The sequence below is a fragment of the Saccharopolyspora flava genome (assembly GCF_900116135.1).
Classification (GTDB): domain Bacteria; phylum Actinomycetota; class Actinomycetes; order Mycobacteriales; family Pseudonocardiaceae; genus Saccharopolyspora; species Saccharopolyspora flava.
Window position 1 is genome coordinate 136575 of sequence record NZ_FOZX01000012.1, and the last position, 21821, is coordinate 158395.

The window sequence follows — 21821 nt, forward strand, 5'->3', positions numbered from 1 at the left end:
GGTGCAGTTATGGCTAAAACCGTCACCACCAGCGCTCCAGGACCTGCGCGACGCCGTCCTCGGAGTTGGAGGCGGTGACCTCGTCGGCCGCGGCGAGGGCGTCCGGGTGCGCGTTGCGCATCGCCACGCCGTGCCCGGCCCAGGTGAGCATCGGGACGTCGTTGGGCATGTCACCGAAGGCGATCACCTCCGACCGCGCGATGCCGAGCTCGGCGGCTGCGGCGGCCAGGCCCGAGGCCTTGTCCACGCCCGGCGCCGAGAGCTCGATCAGGCCCGAATCCGTCGAGTACGTCGCCCGCAGCTGATCACCGATGATCTCCTGCGTCGCCGCCGCGAGCTCCCCGCTGGTCAGACCCGGGTGCATCACCAGCAGCTTCATCGCCGGCTTGCCGGTCAGCTCGTCGGTCGGCGCGACGCGGATGTCGGTGTTCATCCAGTTGCGGTGGAAGTCGGCCTCGGCGAGGAACTGCTCGCGCAGGTCGTCGCGGGCGCTGCGGGTCGCGCGCTCGACCGCGAACGCGCAGCCGCTCAGCTCCCGCCGCAGCTCGCGCACCACGTCGTGCAGCGTCACCGGATCGATGTCGTGGCTGTGCAGCACCCGGTCGGCGGCGGTGTCGTAGGTGACCGCGCCGTTGGCGCACACCGCGATCCCGGAAACCCCCAGCGCGGCGACGATGCGCGGCATCCACCTCGGCGGACGGCCGGTGACCAGCACGAACGGCGTTCCGGATGCGATCACCCTGCCCGCCGTCGCCGCGGTGCGACCGGAGACCTCCTCCCTCGGGTCGAGCAGGGTTCCGTCCACGTCCGATGCCACCAGGCCAGGTTCACGCACGCCGTCCATCATGCCCGCCGCGCCGCGAATCCGGACATCATCGCTGGTGAGCTCGCGACGGGATGTTCATCACCTGATCGGGTCGAAACGCGCGAGCCGGTACCAGTACCGTCTACCCGTGCGCGTTGGGATCGTGATCTTGCCCGAACACCGGTGGTGGGCCGCCGAACCGCTCTGGCGGATGGCCGAGGAGTACGGCTTCGCCCACGCCTGGACCTACGACCACCTCGGCTGGCGCTCCCTCGTGGACAAGGCCTGGTACGACGCCGTGCCCACGCTGACCGCCGCCGCCACCGTCACCTCGACGATCCGGCTCGGCACGCTGGTCGCCTCCCCGAACTTCCGGCACCCGGTGCACTTCGCCCGCGAGCTGACCGCCCTGGACGACATCGCCGACGGCCGCATCACCCTCGGCATCGGCGCCGGCGGCACCGGTTTCGACGCGACCGTGCTCGGGCAGCCCGAGCTGACCGCGGCCGAGCGCTCCGACCGGTTCGCCGAGTTCGTCGACCTGCTCGACCACGTGCTGCGCTTCGACGTCACCGACTACGACGGCACCTACTACTCGGCGGTGCAGGCCCGCCGCGCGCCCGGCTGCGTGCAGCTGCCGCGGATGCCGTTCGTGGTGGCCGCCAACGGAACCCGCTCGATGGAGCTGGCCGCCCAGTACGGCCAGGGCTGGGTGACCACCGGCCGCGGCGGGGACGACATGGAGAGCTGGTGGCGCGCGGTCGCCGAGCTGTCGCTGCGCTTCACCGACGTCTGCCACCAGCAGGGCCGCGACCCGCAGAAGGTCGACCGGTACCTGCAGGTCGACGCGGCGCCGACGTTCTCGCTGTCCAGTGTGGAGCACTTCCGCGACGTGGTCGGCCGCGCCGACGAGCTCGGCTTCACCGACGTCATCACCCACTGGCCGCGCCCCGACAGCCCGTACCAGGGCAGCGAATCCACAGTCGAGGAGATCGCCTCCGAAGTCCTGCCCGAGTTGTAGGTGTCGCGCCTGCTCGTCGTGGGTATCTCGTCCACGACGAGGAGGTGGTGACGATGGCGTCGACGCGGAACAAGGTGCAGACGCTGCTCGACGAGGGCGGCACGAGCTTCGCCGCCGAAGCCGGGATCAAACCGGCCGACAAGCCCTCACCGCTGTACCGGCTCGTGGTGCTGTCGGTGCTGCTGTCCACGCGGATCAAGGCCCGGATCGCGGTGGACGCCGCCCGCGAGCTGGCGCCGTGGAACAGCCCGCAGAAGATGTTCGACGCCACCTGGCAGCAGCGCGTCGACGCCCTCGGCCGCGCCCACTACCGGCGCTACGACGAGAGCACCTCGACCGCGCTCGGCGACGGCGCCGAGCTGCTGCTCGACAAGTACCACGGCGACCTGCGGAAACTGCGCGCCAAGGCCGGCGGGGATCCCGAACAGGTCCGCACGCTGCTCATGGAGCTCCCGCGCCTCGGCCCGGTCGGCGCCGACATCTTCTGCCGCGAAGCCCAGCTCGTCTGGCCGGAGCTGCGCCCCTACTTCGACTCCAAGGCGCTCAGCGGCGCGAAGAAGCTCGGCCTGCCCACCGATCCGGACGCGCTCGCCGACCTCGTCGAGGGCCACGACCTCGCCCGGTTCGCCGCCGCCCTGGTCCGCACCACCCTCGACCGCGGTCTGGTCTCGGCCGTGGGGTGAAGCGCAGTTTTCATGAAAACTTCGACCTACGAAAGAAGACCCCAGGTCACCTGGGGTCTTCTTCGTGAGCGGGTGGTCGTGGGTGGGGGAAGTTTTCATGAAAACTTCCCCCACCCACGACCACCGGAAGTCCCGTGATCACCGTCCCCCGATCACCGGGGTCAGGAATTCACCTCGTGTCGGGAACTCACTTCGGGTCGGGAGTCACTCCGGGTCAAGGAGTCACTCCGGGCCCGGGACTCACTTCGGTTCGAGGAGCTCGCGGCCGCCGAGGAACGGGCGCATGACCTCCGGGACCCGCACCGAACCGTCGGCCTGCTGGTGGTTCTCCAGGATCGCCACGATCCAGCGCGTCGTCGCCAGCGTGCCGTTGAGGGTCGCCGCGAAGCGGGTCTTGCCGTCGGCGTCCCGGTAGCGGGTGTTGAGCCGCCGCGCCTGGAACGTCGTGCAGTTCGACGTCGAGGTCAGCTCGCGGTAGGTCTGCTGGCTGGGAACCCACGCCTCGCAGTCGAACTTGCGGGCCGCGCTGGAACCGAGATCACCGGCCGCCGTGTCGATCACCCGGTAGGGCACCTCGATCTTGGCCAGCATCTCCTCCTCCCAGGCCAGCAGCCGCTGGTGCTCGTCGCGGGCGTCCTCTTCCCGGCAGTAGACGAACATCTCCAGCTTGTTGAACTGGTGCACCCGGATGATGCCGCGGGTGTCCTTGCCGTAGGAGCCGGCCTCGCGGCGGAAGCACGTCGACCAGCCCGCGTAGCGCGCCGGACCGTCGCCGAAGTCCAGGATCTCGCCCGAGTGGTACCCGGCCAGCGGGACCTCCGAGGTTCCCACCAGGTAGGCGTCGTCCTCCTCCAGCCGGTACACCTCGCTGGCGTGGGCGCCGAGGAACCCGGTGCCGTCCATGATCTCCGGACGCACCAGCACCGGCGGCACGACCAGCGTGAACCCGGCGGCGGTCGCCTGCGCGGCCGCCATGTTCAGCAGCGCCAGCTCCAGCTGCGCGCCGACGCCGGTGAGGAAGTAGAAGCGGGCGCCGGAGACCTTCGCCCCGCGCTCCATGTCGAACGCGCCCAGCGCGTTGCCGATCTCCAGGTGGTCCTTGACGTCGAAGTCGAACTCCGGCGGGACACCCACGTGCTTGAGCACAGCGAAGTCGTCCTCGCCGCCCGGCGGCACGTCCGGCTCGACGACGTTGGACACGGACTTCTGCAGGCGCAGCAGCTCGGCGTCGGTCTCGGCCTGCTCGGCCTCGGCCTCCTTGACCTGCGCGGCCAGCTCCTTGGCCCGGGCCAGCAGCGCCTCGCGCTCCTCGCCCTGCGCCTTGCCGACCTGCTTGCCGAACTGCTTCTGCTCGGCGCGCAGGTTGTCCGCCCGGGACACCGCGGACCTGCGACGCTCGTCGGCGGACAGCAGCGCGTCCACCAAGGACGCGTCCTCACCACGTGCGCGCTGCGACGCGCGCACCGCTTCCGGATCATCGCGTAGCGTCTTCAGGTCGATCACAGCTGGTCAGCGTAGTCGCCTCGGGGGAACGCGCCGTGCCCAGGGTGCCCGCACGCCGCGCGACGCCGTTTCCCCAGGCACGCGCGGGCTCAGCGGATCACTGCGGGATCCGGTGCGGGACGAACGCCGCACCGTCATCGGTGATCAGACCGGCCGTCTCCCGGATCCCCAGGCCCGCCGACTCGTCACCGACGACCCACGCGCCCAGCGCCGGGCGCATCCCGTCGAACTCGGGCAGCGGGTCGAAGGCCTGGTAGACGTAGCCCTCCTCGCCGTAGAAACCACCCGTCTCGGTCTCCCAGCCGGGCGCGGCGATGGTGATGTTGTTGCCCTCCCGGCCGAGCCGCGGCTTGCGCACGTACTCGGTGAGCAGCCCGGGCTGGTCCAGGTAGGTCGGCAGCAGGTTCGGGTGACCGGGGTGCATCTCCCACAGGATCGCCAGCAGCGCCTTGTTCGACAGCAGCATCTTCCACAGCGGCTCGACCCACTGCGTCGCGGGCAGCGTGTTCACCGCGTGCTTGCCGAACTCGTCGTCGACCATCCACTCCCACGGGTAGATCTTGGCGACGGAGTTCATCGGCGCCTCTTCGAGATCGACGAAGCGCTCCAGCAGGCTGTCCCAGCCGATCTCCTCGATCGCCAGCCCCACCGTGTTCAGCCCGGCCTCGGCGGCGGTCTCCTGCAGGTAGGCGGCGGTGATGTTGTCCTCACCGGTGTGCTCCTGGCCGGACCAGGTGAAGTGCACCTCGTTGGTGGCCAGCTGCGGCTTGATCTCGCCCCAGCGCTCCACCAGCTTCTCGTGGATGGAGTTCCACTGGTCGTCGCCCTCGTGGACCTCGGTGAGCCAGTGCCACTGCACGACCGCCGCCTCCAGCAGCGAGGTCGGCGTGTCGGCGTTGTACTCCAGCAGCTTCGCCGGGCCCGACCCGTCGTAGCGCAGGTCGAAGCGCCCGTAGAGGTGCGGGTCGTGCCGCCGCCACGACTCGGCGATGTGCGGCCACACCCACTCCGGGATGCCGAAGTCCTTGTACCGCTCGGTGGTGACCACGTGGTCCACGGCGTCCAGGCACATCGAGTGCAGCAGCTCGACATCGGCCTCCAGCGAGAGGACCTCGTCGAGGCTGAACTCGTAGTGCACGGCCTCGTCCCAGTAGGGCCGGTTGCTGCCGTCGGCGGCGCGCGCCGGGGTCCCGAACACGAGCCCGAGCTCTTCGACCTTCGACTGCCAGTCCGGGCGCCGGGCCCCGGTCTTGCGCTTCACTCGTTCAGCTCCCGCTGCTACCGGACTTGCTGGAGATCCCGAACCCACCCCGCTGGATGGTCGAGCCCTTGGTGTCCTTGATCGTCGTACCGGACGGCTTGTTGAACGACGAGCCGGACACGGTCGAACCGACGCTCGGCGGAGCCGTGCCCGCCGGGGTGTAGGCGTAGCGGTACTGCGGCACCGGCGGACCGCCCAGGAACATCGGCATGAAGATGAAGCCCGAGCTGTGGTCGATGTAGCCGCCGTGGTTGTGGACGTAGTTCTCGTCGCACTTCTCCGGCTCCGCGGCGACCGCCTGACCACCCTGGTCGGACGCACAGAACTGCTGCGACGCGTTCGCCGAGGCGCTGACCTCGGACGCCGTGTACATCGCGGCCACCAGCGCGACGACGCCGACGGTGGCACCGCCGCCGATCATCATCTTCCGGCGCTTGGCCGTCTTCGCCGCGGCGGCGGCCTGCTCGGCGCGCTCGGCGTCGGCCCGACGCTGCTCGGCCATCTGCCGGGCCTTCTGCTCGGCCAGCGTGGGCTCGCGCGGCGTCGTGCTCTGCGGGTCCTGGTAGCGGATGCTGCCCTGAGCGTCCGCGGGGACCTGCTGGGTCGGTTCGTCGGAGGACGAGTCGTCCCCCTGAGGTCTTCCGTTGTCAGACACTGGCTTGTTCTCCGTCATCGCCCCAACTCCCGGCCGCCACACTACTCAAAGAAACGACGCGCACGGCAACGAATGGGTTCCTTTCCTCTCCGCTTCCGGCGCGGACTGCACGCAGCGCACCCGCGCACCAGGCATCATGTGTTCGATGGTCCAGCCCGAACGCACCCCCGGAACCGGTCGGAAGAAGCCGCCCAACGCCAAGCTGGTGATGGTCGCGGCGGCGATCGGCGCGCTGCTGATCCTCACGGTCAGCGTCCTGCTGAACTGGCCGATGGAGTCCGGCAAGACCAGCGGGCCCGCCGGCGTCGGCGAGGCACCCGCGCCCGAGGTCGTCTTCGAGACCCGCGCCGGTGAGTGCCTGAACTGGACCGAGCCGGACGCGGCCGACATCCGCAAGGTGACCTGCAACGAGCCGCACCTGTTCGAGGTCACCGGCCCGTACGACCTGCGCGAGTTCGGCCCGTCGGCGCCGTTCCCGAGCACCCAGAAGTGGCAGGAGATCAAGCAGCAGCGCTGCCTCCAGGTCTCCGACCAGTACCTGGGCGGCCGCTACGACGAGGAGGGCCGCTTCACCATCGGCGCCTTCACCCCCAGCCAGGACGGCTGGGCCGACGGCGACCGCACCCTGCACTGCGGCCTGCAGCAGCCGGGACCGTCCGGGAAGCTGTTCCCGATCACCGGCGAGATCTCGAAGGTCGACCAGTCGAACGTCTACCCGGCGGGCCGCTGCCTGGGCATCAGCGGCACCCAGGTCTGGGACCCGGTCGACTGCTCCCGGCCGCACTCGGTGGAGCTCAGCGGCATCGTCAACCTCGCCGACCAGTTCCAGGGCGACTACCCGCCGGAGAACGACCAGGACGGCTTCCTGGCCACCAAGTGCGAGGAGATGACCGCGGCCTACGCGGGCGGACCGGACGTCGCCAAGCAGAAGGGCCTGATCGTCTACTGGGACACCCTCACCGAGCAGAGCTGGGCGGCGGGATCCCGGCAGGTCAACTGCAAGCTCAGCGCCCAGCTGCCCGACGGCAGCGGCCTCGCCCCGGTCACCGGCGGCGTCAAGGGCCAGGTGCAGGTCGGCAAGGCCCCGGCGGGCCACCACACGACGCCGACCGCCCCCGGCGCCCCGGCCACCGAGCAGCCGCGCTGACATGCCGGTGGAGATGACCCGCGCCCGCTTCGACGAGCTGGTCGGCGACGCCCTGGACCGGTTGCCGCCCGAGTTCGCGAGCGCGATGAACAACGTCGTCGTGCTGGTGGAGGACGCCCACCCGGAGGACCCGGAGCTGCTGGGCCTCTACGAGGGCATCGCCCTGACCGAGCGCGACCACACCTACAGCGGCGTCCTGCCGGACACGATCACGATCTTCCGCGACCCGCTGCTGGCCATGTGCGAGGACGAGGAGGAAGTCGTCGAGGAGGTCGCGATCACCGTCGTCCACGAGATCGCCCACCACTTCGGCATCGACGACGACAAGCTCCACCAACTCGGCTGGGGCTGAGCAGCACTTCCCGCGCTAGAGCAGGCCGTCCCAGGTGAGGCAGCGCCAGCCGGTGCGGGTGGACGGGTCGGACTCGATGACGATCAGGCCCGTGTTGGGCAGGTGCAGGGCGTCGGCCTCCGCGCCGGTGATCTCCTCGACCAGCACCCCGGCGACCAGGCGCAGCATCGCGCCGTGGCTGACCAGCACCACCGCGCCCTCCGACACGCCCTCCAGGGCGGTGCGGGCACCGGCGACGAAGCGGGCGATCGCCTCCCGCCCGGACTCGCCACCACCCGGCATCCGCGCGTCCAGGTCACCGGCGTGCCACGCGGCGTAGACGTCGTCGAAGACCCCCAGGACCTCCGGACCGCCCAGGCCCTCCAGCTCACCGACGAACACCTCGTGCGTGCCCTCGACCGGCCGCACCGGGAGCCCCAGGCGCCGCCCGACGGGCTCGGCGGTCTGCTGCGCGCGCAGCGCGTGGCTCGCCCGCACCGCGACGATCTTCTCCTCGCGGGCCGCCAGCCGCTCCGCCAGCTCCTCGGCCTGCTGCCGCCCCAGCTCGGTCAGCCCCGGACCGGGCGGCACCGTGTCGAGCAGCTTGGCCACGTTCGCCGGGGTCTGCCCGTGCCGGGCCAGCACCAACCGCACACCGGGCGCCGCCGGCAACGCCAGCTCGCTCACGCCAACCTCCCCTCGCGCACCGCGGCCAACCACTCCGCGGACTCCCGGAACGCCTGCTCCGACGACCCCGTCCGCACCGGCGCGACCGCCCGGTCCGCCTTCGGGTACGAGCCCAGGAACCGCACCGAGTCGCAGCGCCGCTGCAGCGCGGCCAGAGCCTCGCCGATCCGCGCGTCGGCCACGTGCCCGTCGAAGTCCAGGAAGAACCGGTAGTGCCCGAAGCTGTCCTTGACCGGCCGCGACTCGATCCGGCTCAGGTTGATCCCGCGCAACGACAGCTCCGCCAGCATGTCCGCCAGCGTGCCGACCTCGTGGCTGATCACCGCGCAGATCGACGTCCGGTCCGCGCCGGTCGGCTCGGGCAGCGCGCCCGGCTTGCGGACCAGCAGGAACCGGGTGACCGCGTCGCGGACGTCGGCGATGCCGGTCGCCAGCCGCTCCAGCGACGGGTAGTGCTCCCCGGCCACCGGGGCCGAGATCGCCGCGTCGAAATCGCCGTCGGCCACGGCGGCGGCAGCGGCGGCCGTCGAGCTGACCGCCCGGACGTCGGCCTTCGGCAGGTGCTCGCCCATCCAGCCGCGCACCTGCGCCAGCGCGTGCGGGTGGCTGGCCACGGTCTCGACCCGCTCCAGCGTCACGCCCGGCCGGGCCAGCACGTCGAACTGCACCGGGATCACGGCCTCCCGGACCGCCACCAGCGGTTCGTCGACCGTCAGCGCGTCCAGGGTCGCCGGCACCGAGCCCTCCACGGAGTTCTCCACCGGGACGCCAGCCGCCAGCACCTCCCCCGATCGCACCGCGGCCAGGGCCACCGGAACGGTGTCGCAGGGCACGAGTGCGGCGTCGAAGTCGTTGGTCAGCAGGCGCGTCGCCTGCTCGGTGAAGGTTCCGGGCGGGCCGAGATAGGCGATGTCGGGCACGCGCCCAGATTACGGGCCGGGTGAACCCGGCCGCCCCGGGCCACGTGAACGGTTTTCACCGACCCCGCCGCGGTTTCCACGCTCCGTGACCGTTCGCGCGAGCAGCGATCCGGCTAAACGCCACGTCGCCGCAGATGTGACCTACCCAATGCCACTACGCGGTGCATTCCTGCGATGCTGTGTGGCGTGACCGCAGATTCGGGGCGCTCATCGGCAGAAGGAGCGGAGCCGGAGCTGCAGCTCGTCCTGTGCGCGTTGGACGAGCCGCTGGCCGCGGCCTGGGAGGAGATCGCGGAGAGCCGGCCCGGCATGTCCGTTCATCAAGGCTCGGTGCTCGACGTGCGCGTGGACGCCGTCGTCAGCCCGGCCAACTCCTACGGCTGGATGCGCGGCGGCATCGACGCGGTGTACGCCCGCGCCTTCCCGGACGTCGAGGAGCAGGTGCGCAGCGCCGTCCTCGCCTACCACGGCGGCGAGCTGCCGGTCGGTGAAGCGCTGCTGGTCCCCACCGGCGTGCCCAACCCGATCTGGCTGATCAGCGCGCCCACCATGCGCGAGCCCGGCGAGTCGCTGCCCGCCGACACCGTCCACCCCTACCTCGCCGCCCGCGCCGTGCTGCGGTTGTGGGCCAGCGCGGTCCTCGACAACGGCGCCCCGGTCCACCGCGTCGTGCACTCCATCGCCATGCCCGGCCTCGGCACCGGGATCGGCGGCGCCGCCCCGGAGCTGTGCGCCCGCCAGGTCGCCGCGGCCTGGGACGAGGTCTTCGCCCAGGTCGATCTGCACTGAGATCCGCTGCCAGGCGGGCGCAGGTGCGAATCAGTACCGTCGGGCACGGACTACCCACGTCAGGAGGTTCTCCCGATGCTGATTCGCCGTTTGGCGCGTCCGATGCTCGCTTCGATCTTCATCTGGGGCGGCATCGGCGCCCTCCGGGACACGTCGAACCACGCCAAGGCCGCCGCTCCGGTGCTGGACGCGGTCACCGGACCGGTCCAGGGCGCCCTGCCCGACCAGGTGCCGACCGATCCCGAGACGCTGGTGCGCATCGACGCCGGCGTGAAGATCGGCGCGGGCGCGATGCTGGCGCTGGGCAAGTTCCCCCGGCTGGCGTCGCTGCTGCTGGCGGGCAGCATCGTGCCGACGACGCTGGCCGCGCACCGCTTCTGGGAGCACGAGGACCCGCAGCAGCGCGGTGAGCAGCAGATCCACTTCCTGAAGAACCTCGGCCTGCTCGGCGGCGTGCTGCTCGCCTCGGTCGACACCGGCGGCAAGCCCAGCGTCGGCTACCGGGCCCGCAAGAGCGCCCGCAAGGCGAAGAAGACCGCCAAGAAGAACAAGAGCAAGAAGTAGGTCACCCCGGGCGGGCACCGCTGCGCGCGGTGTCCGCGCCGACCACTAGCGTGGTCGTCGTGGCAGTCAGAGTGCTGTTGGTCGATGACCACGAGGTGGTCCGCCGCGGTCTGCGCGACCTGCTGGACACCGAATCCGACGTCGAGATCGTCGCCGAGGCCGGCGGCGTCGGCGAGGCGCTGGCGCGCGCGCAGGCCGTCTCCCCGGACGTCGCGGTCATCGACATGCGCCTGCCCGACGGCGACGGCCTGGAGCTGTGCCGCAAGCTGCGCGCCCTGCCCGACGCGCCGTACTGCCTGGTCCTGACGGCCTTCGACGACGAGCAGGCCCTGGTCGGCGCGATCAACGCGGGCGCGTCCGGCTACCTGCTCAAGCAGGTGCGGGGGCAGGACCTGGTCAACGCGGTCCGCGAGGTCGCGGCCGGCCGGTCGCTGCTGGACCCGGTCACCACCGGGCGCGTGCTGGCGCACCTGCGCCAGTCCAGCAGCCCGGAACCCGACGAGCTGGCCGCGCTCACCGAGCGCGAGCGCAAGGTCCTCGAGCTGATCGGCGAGGGCCTGACGAACCGGCAGATCGCCGAGCGCCTGTTCCTCGCCGAGAAGACCGTCAAGAACTACGTGACCTCGGTGCTGGCCAAGCTCGGCATGGAGCGGCGGACCCAAGCCGCGGCCTGGGTCGCCCGCCGCGAGAAGTGACTACTCCGCAGCCGTCTTCTTGGTGCGGACCTCTACTGAGGTTCCTTCCGGGCCGTGTTCGACGGTGATCTCGGCCTTGCTCAGGACCGCTTCGCGGATGGAGGAGCGCAGCCGATCCTTGAGCTCGGTCGGCGCGTGCTCGCCGCTGCACTTGCGCTGCAGCAGCGCCTTCAGGTGCTCCTCGATGCCGAAGTGCTCCAGGCACGTCCCGCAACCGTCGAGGTGCTTCTGCACGGCTTCGCGCCGCGCGGGGTCGCACTCGTTGTCCAGGAACAGCCACACCTCGGCGAGCGCGTCCTGGCAGGAGGCCTCGTCCGGCTCACCGCAATTCATGAAGTGCTCACCTCCTGCTGGGTCTCCCGCAAGAAGCCTCGATCACGGGCGACGTCGGTGAGCATCTCACGCAGCTGCCTGCGACCACGGTGCAGCCTCGACATCACGGTGCCGATGGGGGTGCCCATGATCTCGGCGATCTCCTTGTATGCGAAACCTTCGACGTCCGCGAGGTACACGACCATGCGGAACTCCTCGGCCAGCAGCTGCAGCGCGGCCTTCACGTCGGTGTCGGGCAGCCGGTCCAGCGCCTCGACCTCGGCGGAGCGCAGCCCGGTCGAGGTGTGGTTCTCGGCCTGAGCGAGCTGCCAGTCGGCGATCTCATCGGTCGGCTGCTGCTGCGGCTGGCGCTGCCGCTTGCGGTAGCCGTTGATGTAGGTGTTGGTGAGGATCCGGTACAGCCAGGCCTTCAGGTTCGTGCCCTGGGTGAAGGACTTGAACGCCGAGAAGGCCTTCAGATAGGTCTCCTGCACGAGGTCCTCGGCGTCCTGCGCGTTGCGGGTCATCCGCAGCGCGGCGCCGTAGAGCTGGTCCAGCAGCGGCATGGCGTCCCGCTCGAAGCGGGCCGCGCGCTGCTCGTCCGTCTCCTCCACGACGTCCTGACCGGCCTCGTCCTGCGCCGGGACGCCCTGCTCCGGGGTCACGTCGCGGTTCGCGGTGGTGGTGGAGTCCGCGGTGTTCACAGAGTCCTTTGGGGTGCCAGGCACCAGGCTCCTTTCCCGCCGCCCGGGCTTGGTGGCGGCAGACGACGAACCCATGCACTCCTTCGCATGGTCCGTGTTCGAGGATACCCGCGCTGTCCTGCTATTACCGGTCGGCAACAGCGGCGTGCGCGGTGGGCGGTCCAGCACGCAGGTGTTCGTCGAATCCATCGTCACGCTGGGTTCAACACGGGCTCCGGAGGCGCTATTCCGGGCTCTAAGGTGACGTGCGTGGCAGGCAAGGGAACTCCAGCGACCGCGCTGTTGAGCAAGAAGGGCGTCACCCACCGCGTGCACGCCTACGACCACGACCCGCGGGCCGAGTCGTTCGGCCTCGAAGCGGCCGAAGCGCTCGACGCCTCACCCGATCGAGTGTTCAAGACGCTCGTGGCGGACGTCGACGGCTCACTCACCGTGGGTGTGGTTCCGGTCACCGGCCAGCTCGACCTCAAGGCGCTGGCCGCCGCCGCGGGCGGCAAGAAGGCCAAGATGGCCGAGGTCGCCGCCGCCGAGCGCGCCACCGGCTACGTCGCGGGCGGCATCTCCCCGCTCGGCCAGAAGAAGCGCCTCCCGGTCGTCATCGACGCCTCGGCCCGGACCTTCGACACCATCTACTGCAGCGCCGGCCGCAGGGGCCTGGAGATCGAACTCGCGCCCCGGGACCTCGCCGACCTGCTGGGAGCGACGTTCGCCGACATCGCCGGATGAACCTCGGCGCCCGTGATGTAGCCGAGGGGAGCGACCCGCAGGCCGCTCCCCTCGGCGCTCGGTGAGGCTGCCGCGCAACAGCCGCACCCCGCGCCGGGCAGGATCGGGGGAATCGTCCCGCCCGGGTGAAGACCGCTCGGGGCCCAACGCCGTGGAGATCCTGCTGGCTCGCGGAGCGCGGAGGCAATGCGCGGAATTTCAAATGGTGATCGAGGCGCACGGCCCCGGCGACGACCAGTCGAAAGCACGATCGCCCACCCGGCGACGCCACCCGGGCGGGCGATCAGTCGAGCAGCCGCAGCACCTTCGCCAGCCACTCCGACGTCGCCCGGTGCACGGCGTCCACATCCGCCTTGAGCGAGTGATCACCGGCCACCAGCACCACCTCGCGGTGGAGCGCCGGCTCCGGACGCCCGAACGCGTCCCGCTCGCCCTGCACCACCAGCACCGGGGTCTCGACCGCGTCGATCTCGGCCGCGCGCGACTTCTCCGGCTTGCCCGGCGGGTGCAGCGGGAACGCCAGGCACAGCACCGCCTCCGCCTCCCCCGCCTCGGCCGTGCGGCAGGCCACCCGCGCACCGGAGGACCGGCCGCCGAAGATCAGCGGCAGGTCGGCGAACCAGCGCTCGCCGAGATCCTCCACCACCGCCAGCCACGCCGCGTCCAGCTGCTTGGCGGGGGCGGGAGCCTTGCGGCCCGCCACCCGGTACGGCTGCTCGACCAGCGCCACGTGCACCCCGGCATCGGTCGCCGCGCGCGTCGCCGCCACCAGGTCCGGCGCGTGCACGCCACCGCCCGCGCCGTGCCCGAGCAGCAGCGCGGCCCGGCCCTCCTCGGCGCAGTGCAGCTCGGCCCGGGCCGGGCCGTGCGGGGTCTCGACCTCGATGCTGGTCATGACTCGAACAACGCCACTTGCTCGGCCGGCGCGGGCACCGGTTCGGCGGGTTCCATCAGGTCAGGATGGTTGTTGCGCATGCTGTTCACCTCGGTCGACACCGTGTGGAGCGCCAGCTCACCGAGCACACCCGGCTCGGGGCGCAGCAACTCGTCGATCTCGCTTCGCGTCGGGTCCAGCCAGTCCGCCCAGCGGTCCTCGGGCAGCACCAGCGGCATCCGGTGGTGCACGTCGGCGAGCTCGCCGACCGCGTCGGTGGTCACCACAGCGCACGTCACCAGCGGTTCCGCCGCCGAATTCGGATCCCACCACGCGGAGAACACCGCGGCCATCGCCATGCTCCGGCCGTCCCGGCGGCGGCACAGGTACGGCTGGCGGCGCTGATCACCGGGCTTCCACTCGTACCAGCCGGTCGCCGGCATCAGGCAGCGGCGACGCCGCGCCGACTCGGCGTAGGCGGGCTTGCTGGTGATCGTCTCCGCCCGGGCGTTGATCATCGGCGGGCCGCCGTCGGCCTCCTTCGCCCAGGTCGGCACCAAACCCCAGCGGACCGGCCGGACGCTGCGCTCGGCACCCCGCTGCACCACGATCGGCACGGTCTTGGTCGGCGTGATGTTGAAGTCCGCACCGGTCGCACCCCCGGTGCGATCCACCGCGTCGAACTCCTCGGCCAACGCCGCCGGGTCCTGCCGCACGGCGTACCGACCACACATCCCGCTCTCACCTCGACTCGGAGAACCACTGCCTACGTACGAGGGTCCAAACCTACCGCCTCCCCGGAGGCGTCGAGAGACACGCGATCGAGCAGTTCCGCACCGTTGTTGCGGACGTTGTTCACCGCCGTTGACACCGGCCTGACCTCCAGCGACTCGGCCACCTCCAGCGACGGCGGCGCCAGCAGGTCCGACACGTCCGGCTGATCCGGGTCCAGCCAGTGCTCCCACGCCGAGGGCTCCAGCAGCAGCGGCATCCGGTCGTGCACCTCGGTCAGCTGCCCGACCGCCGCCGCGGTCAGCACCGAGCAGGTCACCAGCGGCTCGGCCTCGTCGTTCTCCCGCCACGTCGAGTAGATCCCGGCCATCGCCAGGCTCGACCCGTCCGGCGGCGTCATGAAGAACGGCTGCTTGCGCCCGCCCTCGCGCTTCCACTCGTACCAGCCGTCGGCCGGGACCAGGCAGCGGTAGCGCTTGATCGAGCTGCGGAACGCGGGCTTGCCGGTCACCGTCTCCGACTTGGCGTTGATCATCCGGCTGCCGATGGACTTGTCCTTCGCCCAGAACGGCACCAGCCCCCAGCGCATCACCCGGATTGAGCGCTCGGTGCGCTCCAGATCGGCCTGCCCCGTCTCGTCCTGCGGATGCCGCTGCACCACCGTCAGCACCCGCTTGGTCGGGGCGACGTTGAAGTCGGCGCCCGGCGCCGCACCACCGGTGGCGTCCAGGGCCGCGAACTCCGCCGCGAGCTTGCCCGGATCCTTGCTGGAGGCGTATCTGCCGCACATCCGCTTCTCCACCCTCCCGCGAGACGAGGTGCGAGTCCACTTCATCCTCGCAGTCCGCTTCGCCCCGGGCGAGCGTCCCGACCGCCCCGGCGCTGAAACCACCGGGTGGAGTGCGGGATCATTGGCCCATGACCCAGCTCTGGCCCGCTCCCGTCGCCACCGGCACCGTGCGCGCGACGGTCCCGCTGCCCGGTTCGAAATCGATCACCAACCGGGCGCTGGTGCTCGCCGCGCTCGCCGACGGACCGTCGACGCTTCGCGCCCCGCTGCGCAGCCGGGACACCGAGCTGATGGCCGCCGCACTGCGCTCGCTGGGCGCCACGATCACCGACGGACCGGACGGTTCCTGGCAGGTCACCCCCGCTGACCTGCGCGGACCCGCCGAGGTCGACTGCGGGCTGGCCGGCACCGTGATGCGCTTCGTGCCGCCGGTGGCCGCGCTCGCCGTCGGCCGGATCGCCTTCGACGGCGACCCGCAAGCCCGCAAGCGACCGCTGGGCACCGTCCTCGACGCGCTGCGCGACCTCGGCGCCGACATCACCGGCAGCGCCCTGCCGTTCGAGGTCCACGGCACCGGTGCGCTGACCGGCGGCGTCGTCACCATCGACGCCTCGGCGTCCTCCCAGTTCGTCTCCGGACTGCTGCTGTCCGCGCCGCGCTTCGAGCAGGGCGTGACCGTCCGCCACTCCGGACCGCCCGTGCCGTCGCTGCCGCACATCGACATGACCGTCGAGATGCTGCGCGACGCCGGCGTCGCCGCCGAGCGCTCGCAGCGCAACGCCTGGCGCGTCGAACCCGGCCCGATCCGCGCGCTGAACTGCGACGTCGAACCCGACCTGTCGAACGCCACCCCGTTCCTGGCCGCGGCCGCGGTCACCGGCGGCACGGTCACCGTCCCCGGCTGGCCCGCCCGCACCACCCAGCCCGGCGACGCGATCCGCGACATCCTCGCCCGGATGGGCGCCGATGTCCGCCTCGACGACGACGGCCTGACCGTCACCGGACCCGACGAGCTCGAACCCGTCGACATCGACCTGCGCGCCGTCGGCGAACTCACCCCCACCGTCGCCGCCCTCGCCGCCCTGGCCTCCGGGCGGTCGCGGCTGCGCGGCATCGCCCACCTGCGCGGGCACGAGACCGACCGGCTCGCCGCCCTGGAGACCGAGCTCAACAAGCTCGGCACGCAGGTCGGCCAGACCGAGGACGGCCTGATCATCGACCCCGCGCCGATGTCCGGCGCCGAGTGGCACTCCTACGCCGACCACCGGATGGCCACCGCGGGCGCCATCCTCGGCCTCAAGGTCCCGGGCGTCGTCGTCGAGGACATCGCCACCACCGGCAAGACCATCCCCGACTTCCCCGGGATGTGGGCCGCGATGCTGGAGGAGACCGCGTGACCCCGGGAGCCGGCAGATGAGCAAGCGCGGGTGGCGCAACCTCGACGAATCCGACGTGCGGGTGCGGCCCGGACGCGGCAGCAGGCCGCGCAGCAAGCAGCGCCCCAAGCACGCCGACGCCGCCGAGGCGATGGTCATCGCCGTCGACCGCGGCCGCTGGACCGTCGCCCTCGACGGCGACCCGGACCGCGTCGTCACCGCCATGCGCGCCCGCGAGCTCGGCCGCACTCCCGTCGTCGTCGGCGACCTGGTGGGCGTGGTCGGCGACATCTCCGGCAAGCCCGACACGCTCGCGCGCATCGTCCGCGTCGCCGACCGCTCCAGCGTGCTGCGCCGCACCGCCGACGACACCGACCCCTACGAGCGGGTCGTCGTCGCCAACGCCGAACGGCTGATCATCGTCACCGCCCTCGCCGACCCGCCACCGCGCCCCGGCTTCATCGACCGCTGCCTGGTCGCCGCCTACGCGGGCGGCCTCTCACCGGTGCTGTGCCTGACCAAGGCCGACCTCGCCGACCCCGGCGAGTGGATCGCCAGCTACTCCTCGCTGGACATGCCGATCACCATCACCCGCCTCGGCGAGCAGCCCGACGAGCTGCGGGAGCTGCTGTCCGGCCGGGTCTCCGCGCTCGTCGGCCACTCCGGCGTCGGCAAGTCCACCCTGGTCAACCAGCTCGTCCCGGACGCCGAACGCGCGACCGGGGAGGTCAGCGGCGTCGGGAAGGGCCGGCACACCTCCACCTCGGCCGTCGCCCTCGCGCTGCCCGGCGGCGGCTGGGTCGTCGACACGCCCGGCATCCGCTCGTTCGGGCTCGCCCACGTCACCGCCGACGACGTGATCGCCCCGTTCGAGGGATTCGCCGAGGCCGCCGAGGAGTGCCCGCCGAACTGCGGACACCTCGGCGGAACCGACGACCCGGACTGCTACCTCGACACCTACGCGGCCGACGAAGGCGGCAGCACCGAGCAGCTCACCTCGCTGCGCCGGCTCCTGCGCTCCCGCGCGGGCCTGGACGAGTCCTGATCCGGTGATCTCGGCGCTTCCCCCGAACGGGGACGCGCGTCCCCGGTGGGTTTCCCGCTTCGTTGCTAGCGTTGGCCAGCGAAATCCGAGCCGTCCCGCCACCCGCCGGAGGAGCGCGTCCCGATGCCCCGAGCCCGCACCAGGACTGCGGTGTTGTCCGCCGGTCTCGCCCTGACCGCCGCACTCGGCGCCTGCACCAGCGAGCCCCAGCCGCACGCGGCCGTGCCCCGCGCCGCCGCGCGCCCCGATCCGCGCCCGGCCGCCGAGCCGCTGCTCGCCGACACCATCGGCAAGATCAACAGCACCGGTAGCGCGCACGCCACCATGACCGGCAGCCTCGGCATCGTCGGGCAGCTGCACGCCGACGGAGTCGTCCGCTACCGCGGCCCGCAGGCCGACCTCGCGCTCGACGGCAAGACCCGCAACACGCGCACCGACGAGCTCGCGGTGTCCATCGTGAACAGCACCGGCTACCTGAACACCCCGCTGGCCCGGCCGGACGCGAACAAGCGGTGGCTGAAGATCTCCCAGGACGGCTCGGACTTCGGGTCCAAGCTGCTCAGCCCGGCCCTGGACCAGCTGCACGAATCCGTCGACCCGCGCGCCACGTTCAGCGGCGTCGAAGCGGCCACCCGCATCCAGGGCACCGCCCCCGACACCGTCGACGGCCGCCCCACCACCCGCTACGACCTGCGCATCCGCACCGACCAGGCCGCCGAGATCGCGCCCGACGAGCAGCAGCGCGAGCGCTTCCAGCAGGCCGCCGACGACGGCGAGCGGGAACTCGGCTTCCAGCTCTGGCTCGACGACCAGGGGCTGCCCGCCAAGTTCGCCGCCACCACCAAGGTCGCGCAGGCCGGCGAGGTCTCGCTGACCTCCACCTACCGCGACTGGGGCAGCCCGGTCGACATCCCGCTGCCCCCGGCCGAGCAGGTCGGCGTCCTCGACGGTCTCCCGCCGATGGCGCAACCGCCCCGCTGAGCTGCTACATCAGCTCCAGCAGGAACGGCACCTCCTGCGGGGCGTACCAGGCGAGCTCGTGGTCCTCGGCCTCGCCGAGCGCGAACTCCGCGTCCGGGTCGCCCAGGTCGGCGGCGTCGATGACCTCGACCGCCGCCCGCACCGCGTCCTCCGCCTCACCGGTGTCCACGTGCACCGCGGCGAGCTGCTTCCAGCTCACCGGCCCGGACACCTTCACCACCGCGTGGTCCAGGTCCGGCCGCAACGTCACGTCGTCCACGTCCGCGGAGATCACCACGCGGCGCTGCTCGATCTTGCCGTCCTCGTCGGCGGCCAGGAGCCGCAGCGACGCGCGAGCGGCCTCCCGCATCGCCGCGTACTCCAACTCCTCGGTGTCGCCGGTGGCGTAGGACTCGCGCAGCGCCGGAGTCAACGCGAAAGCCGTCCCACCGAGCGGCTGCAGCTGCTTGTCCGCCACCAGCTGCTGCAGCATCGGCAGCGTGGCGGGCAGGTAAATCCTCATGCGTCGACCGTCCCGATCATCTCGTCTACTGCTTCACCGATCATCGCCGCCAGCACGCCGACGTCGGGCATCGCGTCCCGATCCGCGTTCAGGCCGAAGTACAGCGCGCCGTTGTACGAGGTCACCCCGACCGACAGCGACTGGTTCTTGGCCAGCGGCACCACCGGGAACATCTCCATCATCCTCGCCCCCGCCGCGTACAGCGGCACCTGCGGGCCCGGCACGTTGGTGACCAGCACGTTGAACAACCGATCCGAGAACTGGTTGGCGACCCGGGCACCCAGCGCGTGCAACGTCGGCGGCGCGAAACCGCTGACCTTCACCAGGGCGTCCGCCGCCACCGACTGCCCCGACTCGGAGTGCGCCCGCATGGCGTGGCTGACCTGGTGCAACCGCATCGTCGGATTGCCCTCGCCGACCGGCAGATCCACCAGGTAGGCCGACACCTTGTTGCCCGCCGAACCGACCGGCAGGCTCGCCGTGTCCTGGTAGGCCGCGTCCGCCTCGGCGTCGTCGGACCGCACCGACACCGGCACCATCGCCCGCAGCGTCGTCGACGGTGTGACCACCTCGCCGCGCGAGAGCAACCAGTTCCGCAACGCGCCCGCGACCACCGCGAGCACCACGTCATTGACGGTGCTGCCGTGCGCCCGCCGCACCGCGCGGAGATCGTCCAGCTTCGCCTTGGCCACCGCGAACCGGCGCTGCGTCGACGTCGGCGCGTTCAGCGGACCGCTGGGTGCGGGCACCACCGCCGCCCGCACCGCGGAGGCCACGCCCCCGAGCGCGCGGCTCACCTTCTGCACCGTCGCCGAGGCGTCGACCATCGCCGCCCGCACGTTCTCCACGACCTCGCCGGGCCGCTGCACCGCGTCGGTGGCGGCCTCCACCAGCAGCTGCGTGACCGTCGGAGCCGGCCGCGGCATCCACAGCGCGTCCGGGTCCTCGATCTCGCGATTCCGCCGCACGTCGAAGATGACCTGGCCGATGTCGATCGCACCGATCCCGTCGATCATCGCCTGGTGGGTCTTGGTGATGATCGCGAGCCGGTTCCGCGACAGGCCCTCCACCAGGTACAGCTCCCACAGCGGGCGGGTGTGGTCGAGCTTGCGCGACATCAGCCGCGCCACCAGGTCGTGCAGCTGATCGTCGTTGCCCGGTTTCGGCAGCGCCGACCGGCGCACGTGGTAAGTGAGGTCGAAGTCCTGGTCGTCAACCCACACCGGCCGCGCGAGGCTGCCCGGCACCTCCATCACCCGCTGCCGGTAGCGCGGCACCAGACCGAGCCTGCGGTCGATCATCGACAGCAGGTGCTCGTAGTCGAAATCGCTTCGCGGCCGCCGGAACACGGCGACACCACCGACGTGCATCGGCGTCGTGTAGTCCTCCACGTAGAGGAACGAGGCGTCGACGGCGGAGAGACGATCGGGCATGCCGAGATCCTGGCACACATGACGCCCGGCCCGAGGGGTTCACCCGCCGAGCCCTGACCCGGGCATGTGACACTTGCTGGTGTGACCAGCGAAGTTTCCCCGAAGGACCGATTCGTCACCGTCTACGGCCGCAAGCCCGTGCTGGAGGCGTTGGCCGACTACGACCTGCGGGTCGACAAGGTGATCGTCGCCGAAGGGCTCCGCGGTGGGGCCATCTCGGAGATCGAGGAGGCGGCCGCCGACCGCGCGGTGAAGGTGCAGCGCGCCAGCGCCCACCGGGTGAAGGTCCTCGCCGGCAACGGCAGGCACGACCAGGGAGTCGTCGCCGACGTCGTCGCCCGCCGGATGCGTCCGCTCGTCGACGCCCTCGCCGACCCGGCCACCGCCCCGCGCACCGTCCTGCTGCTCGACGGGCTGACCACGCCCGCCAACGTCGGCATGATCCTGCGCACCGCGACCGCCGCGGGCATCGACGGGATCGTCGTCCCGCACCGCGGCGTCGCCGGACTGGACCCGCTGGTCATCAAGGCCTCCGCCGGAGTCGCCTTCCACGCACCCGTGCTGCGCAGCCGCACCGCCGCCGAGGCCGCCGAACTCCTCACCGAGGCCGGGTATCCGCTGTACGCCCTCGACGCCGACGCCGAGCACAGCCTCTACGACACCGAGTTCGGGGACCGCGCCGTGTTCGTCCTCGGCAGCGAGACCGCCGGCCTGTCCACCGAGGTGGAGGAGCGCATCGCGCAGCCGCTGTCGATCCCGATGGCCGGGGACGTCGAATCCCTCAACGTCGCCAGCGCCGCCGCCGTGCTCTGCTTCGAACTGCGCCGCCGCAGCCTGGCCTGATCCCGACGTGCCCGGGTCGACCTCCGTCGGCCCGGGCCTTTTCTTCTCCCTGAAAACGCAAAAAGCAGGGCCGGTAGAAGTTGCCTTCTACCGGCCCCGTCTCAAGGAATGTGTCGGCGGTGTCTTACTCTCCCACACCCTAGCGAGTGCAGTACCATCAGCGCTGGGGAGCTTAGCTACCGGGTTCGGAATGGGACCGGGCGGACCCTCCCCGCCATCGCCACCGACAACCCTCGTTCCCACGAACCCGCGGGAAAAACCAAAGGGCGCCAACTGCGTTGACACACAATATTCTGGAATCAACAACCCATAGGTTGTTGTCTCAGACATCGTATAGTGGGTGCGTAACACCTTCGTGAGCAAGTCCTCGGCCTATCAGCACCGGTCAGCTCCACACATTACTGCGCTTCCACATCCGGCCTGTCAACCCGGTCATCTACCG

25 protein-coding genes and 2 rRNA genes are annotated in these 21821 nt (G+C 71.3%); 12 read left to right on the forward strand and 15 right to left on the reverse strand.

The genetic code is table 11. The annotated features are described in order from the left end of the window. Nucleotides 1–22: 22 nt before the first annotated feature. Entirely contained in the window at nucleotides 23–835 is an 813-nt protein-coding gene (locus BM424_RS25710) for an HAD family hydrolase (protein ID WP_093423197.1), read from the reverse strand. A 118-nt stretch (nucleotides 836–953) separates the two neighbouring features. On the opposite strand from BM424_RS25710, the gene BM424_RS25715 reads away from it, so the two are divergent. Continuing rightward, nucleotides 954–1826: an LLM class flavin-dependent oxidoreductase gene (locus BM424_RS25715; RefSeq protein ID WP_093423104.1), complete on the forward strand. Its 873-nt coding sequence runs from the start codon at nucleotides 954–956 to the stop codon at nucleotides 1824–1826. 53 nt (nucleotides 1827–1879) lie between these two features. Next, nucleotides 1880–2509, forward strand: coding sequence for an endonuclease (locus BM424_RS25720; RefSeq protein WP_093423200.1), 630 nt, complete (start codon nucleotides 1880–1882; stop codon nucleotides 2507–2509). 240 nt (nucleotides 2510–2749) lie between these two features. Here the strand turns inward: BM424_RS25720 and serS are convergent, their stop codons facing one another. The 3 genes from serS to BM424_RS25735 all read right to left on the reverse strand — a co-directional run bounded on the left by serS (nucleotide 2750) and on the right by BM424_RS25735 (nucleotide 5928). Next, complete coding sequence (serS, locus tag BM424_RS25725) at nucleotides 2750–4012, reverse strand: serine--tRNA ligase (protein WP_093423106.1); 1263 nt, start codon at nucleotides 4010–4012, stop codon at nucleotides 2750–2752. A gap of 97 nt (nucleotides 4013–4109) precedes the next feature. Next, complete coding sequence (locus BM424_RS25730) at nucleotides 4110–5273, reverse strand: glutathionylspermidine synthase family protein (protein ID WP_093423109.1); 1164 nt, start codon at nucleotides 5271–5273, stop codon at nucleotides 4110–4112. A gap of 4 nt (nucleotides 5274–5277) precedes the next feature. Continuing rightward, nucleotides 5278–5928: a hypothetical protein gene (locus BM424_RS25735; protein WP_245776126.1), complete on the reverse strand. Its 651-nt coding sequence runs from the start codon at nucleotides 5926–5928 to the stop codon at nucleotides 5278–5280. A 145-nt stretch (nucleotides 5929–6073) separates the two neighbouring features. Here BM424_RS25735 and BM424_RS25740 point away from each other — a divergent pair, with 145 nt between their 5' ends. Together BM424_RS25740 and BM424_RS25745 are read left to right on the forward strand one after the other, a co-directional pair. Further along, nucleotides 6074–7075, forward strand: coding sequence for a septum formation family protein (locus tag BM424_RS25740; protein WP_093423114.1), 1002 nt, complete (start codon nucleotides 6074–6076; stop codon nucleotides 7073–7075). Nucleotide 7076: 1 nt separating this feature from the next. Continuing rightward, the gene (locus BM424_RS25745) at nucleotides 7077–7427 is read left to right on the forward strand and encodes a metallopeptidase family protein (protein ID WP_093423117.1); all 351 of its coding nucleotides are present in this window, start codon (nucleotides 7077–7079) and stop codon (nucleotides 7425–7427) included. A 15-nt stretch (nucleotides 7428–7442) separates the two neighbouring features. On the opposite strand, the gene BM424_RS25750 is transcribed toward BM424_RS25745, so the two are convergent. Together BM424_RS25750 and pheA are read right to left on the reverse strand one after the other, a co-directional pair. Continuing rightward, nucleotides 7443–8093: a histidine phosphatase family protein gene (locus BM424_RS25750; RefSeq protein ID WP_245776127.1), complete on the reverse strand. Its 651-nt coding sequence runs from the start codon at nucleotides 8091–8093 to the stop codon at nucleotides 7443–7445. Further along, nucleotides 8090–9013, reverse strand: a complete 924-nt coding sequence (gene pheA, locus BM424_RS25755; protein ID WP_093423119.1) for a prephenate dehydratase — start codon at nucleotides 9011–9013, stop codon at nucleotides 8090–8092. Before pheA ends, BM424_RS25750 begins: the two co-directional genes overlap by 4 nt. 174 nt (nucleotides 9014–9187) lie before the next feature. Between pheA and BM424_RS25760 the strand changes: the two genes are divergently transcribed. The 3 genes from BM424_RS25760 to BM424_RS25770 all read left to right on the forward strand — a co-directional run bounded on the left by BM424_RS25760 (nucleotide 9188) and on the right by BM424_RS25770 (nucleotide 11061). Next, on the forward strand, nucleotides 9188–9802 hold the full coding sequence (locus tag BM424_RS25760) for a macro domain-containing protein (RefSeq protein ID WP_093423122.1): 615 nt from the start codon (nucleotides 9188–9190) through the stop codon (nucleotides 9800–9802). A 75-nt stretch (nucleotides 9803–9877) separates the two neighbouring features. Beyond that, on the forward strand, nucleotides 9878–10366 hold the full coding sequence (locus BM424_RS25765; RefSeq protein WP_093423124.1) for a DoxX family protein: 489 nt from the start codon (nucleotides 9878–9880) through the stop codon (nucleotides 10364–10366). Between the two features lie 59 nt (nucleotides 10367–10425). Beyond that, entirely contained in the window at nucleotides 10426–11061 is a 636-nt protein-coding gene (locus BM424_RS25770; protein ID WP_093423206.1) for a response regulator, read from the forward strand. Here BM424_RS25770 and rsrA read toward each other — a convergent pair whose 3' ends face one another. After that, complete coding sequence (gene rsrA, locus BM424_RS25775; RefSeq protein ID WP_093423127.1) at nucleotides 11062–11394, reverse strand: mycothiol system anti-sigma-R factor; 333 nt, start codon at nucleotides 11392–11394, stop codon at nucleotides 11062–11064. Continuing rightward, complete coding sequence (locus tag BM424_RS25780; RefSeq protein ID WP_281248804.1) at nucleotides 11391–11987, reverse strand: sigma-70 family RNA polymerase sigma factor; 597 nt, start codon at nucleotides 11985–11987, stop codon at nucleotides 11391–11393. Before BM424_RS25780 ends, rsrA begins: the two co-directional genes overlap by 4 nt. Nucleotides 11988–12326: 339 nt before the next feature. Between BM424_RS25780 and ybaK the strand changes: the two genes are divergently transcribed. Continuing rightward, the gene (ybaK, locus tag BM424_RS25785; protein ID WP_093423132.1) at nucleotides 12327–12803 is read left to right on the forward strand and encodes a Cys-tRNA(Pro) deacylase; all 477 of its coding nucleotides are present in this window, start codon (nucleotides 12327–12329) and stop codon (nucleotides 12801–12803) included. 283 nt (nucleotides 12804–13086) lie between these two features. Here ybaK and BM424_RS25790 read toward each other — a convergent pair whose 3' ends face one another. From BM424_RS25790 to BM424_RS25800, 3 genes are read right to left on the reverse strand one after another with little or no spacing between them, the layout of a single operon-like run. After that, entirely contained in the window at nucleotides 13087–13698 is a 612-nt protein-coding gene (locus BM424_RS25790) for an alpha/beta hydrolase family protein (protein WP_093423135.1), read from the reverse strand. After that, a complete protein-coding gene (locus BM424_RS25795; protein WP_093423137.1) occupies nucleotides 13695–14411 on the reverse strand; it encodes an SOS response-associated peptidase in 717 nt (238 codons plus the stop codon). Before BM424_RS25795 ends, BM424_RS25790 begins: the two co-directional genes overlap by 4 nt. Nucleotides 14412–14443: 32 nt before the next feature. Further along, nucleotides 14444–15199, reverse strand: a complete 756-nt coding sequence (locus BM424_RS25800; protein ID WP_093423209.1) for an SOS response-associated peptidase — start codon at nucleotides 15197–15199, stop codon at nucleotides 14444–14446. Between the two features lie 128 nt (nucleotides 15200–15327). Here BM424_RS25800 and aroA point away from each other — a divergent pair, with 128 nt between their 5' ends. The 3 genes from aroA to BM424_RS25815 all read left to right on the forward strand — a co-directional run bounded on the left by aroA (nucleotide 15328) and on the right by BM424_RS25815 (nucleotide 18601). After that, entirely contained in the window at nucleotides 15328–16596 is a 1269-nt protein-coding gene (gene aroA / locus BM424_RS25805; RefSeq protein WP_093423140.1) for a 3-phosphoshikimate 1-carboxyvinyltransferase, read from the forward strand. 16 nt (nucleotides 16597–16612) lie between these two features. Next, nucleotides 16613–17620, forward strand: a complete 1008-nt coding sequence (rsgA, locus tag BM424_RS25810) for a ribosome small subunit-dependent GTPase A (RefSeq protein WP_093423143.1) — start codon at nucleotides 16613–16615, stop codon at nucleotides 17618–17620. Between the two features lie 123 nt (nucleotides 17621–17743). Beyond that, nucleotides 17744–18601: an SCO4651 family lipoprotein gene (locus BM424_RS25815; RefSeq protein WP_093423146.1), complete on the forward strand. Its 858-nt coding sequence runs from the start codon at nucleotides 17744–17746 to the stop codon at nucleotides 18599–18601. Between the two features lie 4 nt (nucleotides 18602–18605). Here the strand turns inward: BM424_RS25815 and BM424_RS25820 are convergent, their stop codons facing one another. Together BM424_RS25820 and BM424_RS25825 are read right to left on the reverse strand one after the other, a co-directional pair. After that, nucleotides 18606–19103 (reverse strand): DUF6912 family protein, encoded by a 498-nt coding sequence (locus BM424_RS25820; protein WP_093423148.1) that lies wholly within the window; start codon nucleotides 19101–19103, stop codon nucleotides 18606–18608. Then, nucleotides 19100–20536, reverse strand: coding sequence for a WS/DGAT/MGAT family O-acyltransferase (locus BM424_RS25825; RefSeq protein WP_093423150.1), 1437 nt, complete (start codon nucleotides 20534–20536; stop codon nucleotides 19100–19102). Before BM424_RS25825 ends, BM424_RS25820 begins: the two co-directional genes overlap by 4 nt. Before the next feature lie 81 nt (nucleotides 20537–20617). Between BM424_RS25825 and BM424_RS25830 the strand changes: the two genes are divergently transcribed. Continuing rightward, on the forward strand, nucleotides 20618–21379 hold the full coding sequence (locus BM424_RS25830) for a TrmH family RNA methyltransferase (RefSeq protein WP_093423152.1): 762 nt from the start codon (nucleotides 20618–20620) through the stop codon (nucleotides 21377–21379). Between the two features lie 111 nt (nucleotides 21380–21490). On the opposite strand, the gene rrf is transcribed toward BM424_RS25830, so the two are convergent. Beyond that, a 5S ribosomal RNA gene (gene rrf, locus BM424_RS25835) occupies nucleotides 21491–21607 on the reverse strand. 127 nt (nucleotides 21608–21734) lie between these two features. Further along, nucleotides 21735–21821, reverse strand: a 23S ribosomal RNA gene (locus BM424_RS25840); the annotation flags it as partial.

What these genes read in the sequence shown, in the direction of transcription:
- BM424_RS25720 (WP_093423200.1), top strand. Translation starts at nt 1,880, where the DNA reads ATGGCGTCGACGCGGAACAAGGTGCAGACGCTGCTCGACGAGGGCGGC.
- BM424_RS25740 (WP_093423114.1), top strand. Translation starts at nt 6,074, where the DNA reads ATGGTCCAGCCCGAACGCACCCCCGGAACCGGTCGGAAGAAGCCGCCC.
- BM424_RS25745 (WP_093423117.1), top strand. Translation starts at nt 7,077, where the DNA reads ATGCCGGTGGAGATGACCCGCGCCCGCTTCGACGAGCTGGTCGGCGAC.
- BM424_RS25760 (WP_093423122.1), top strand. Translation starts at nt 9,188, where the DNA reads ATGCTGTGTGGCGTGACCGCAGATTCGGGGCGCTCATCGGCAGAAGGA.
- BM424_RS25765 (WP_093423124.1), top strand. Translation starts at nt 9,878, where the DNA reads ATGCTGATTCGCCGTTTGGCGCGTCCGATGCTCGCTTCGATCTTCATC.
- rsrA (WP_093423127.1), bottom strand. Translation starts at nt 11,394, where the DNA reads ATGAATTGCGGTGAGCCGGACGAGGCCTCCTGCCAGGACGCGCTCGCC.
- BM424_RS25790 (WP_093423135.1), bottom strand. Translation starts at nt 13,698, where the DNA reads ATGACCAGCATCGAGGTCGAGACCCCGCACGGCCCGGCCCGGGCCGAG.
- BM424_RS25795 (WP_093423137.1), bottom strand. Translation starts at nt 14,411, where the DNA reads ATGTGTGGTCGGTACGCCGTGCGGCAGGACCCGGCGGCGTTGGCCGAG.
- BM424_RS25800 (WP_093423209.1), bottom strand. Translation starts at nt 15,199, where the DNA reads ATGTGCGGCAGATACGCCTCCAGCAAGGATCCGGGCAAGCTCGCGGCG.
- aroA (WP_093423140.1), top strand. Translation starts at nt 15,328, where the DNA reads ATGACCCAGCTCTGGCCCGCTCCCGTCGCCACCGGCACCGTGCGCGCG.
- rsgA (WP_093423143.1), top strand. Translation starts at nt 16,613, where the DNA reads ATGAGCAAGCGCGGGTGGCGCAACCTCGACGAATCCGACGTGCGGGTG.
- BM424_RS25815 (WP_093423146.1), top strand. Translation starts at nt 17,744, where the DNA reads ATGCCCCGAGCCCGCACCAGGACTGCGGTGTTGTCCGCCGGTCTCGCC.
- BM424_RS25820 (WP_093423148.1), bottom strand. Translation starts at nt 19,103, where the DNA reads ATGAGGATTTACCTGCCCGCCACGCTGCCGATGCTGCAGCAGCTGGTG.
- BM424_RS25825 (WP_093423150.1), bottom strand. Translation starts at nt 20,536, where the DNA reads ATGCCCGATCGTCTCTCCGCCGTCGACGCCTCGTTCCTCTACGTGGAG.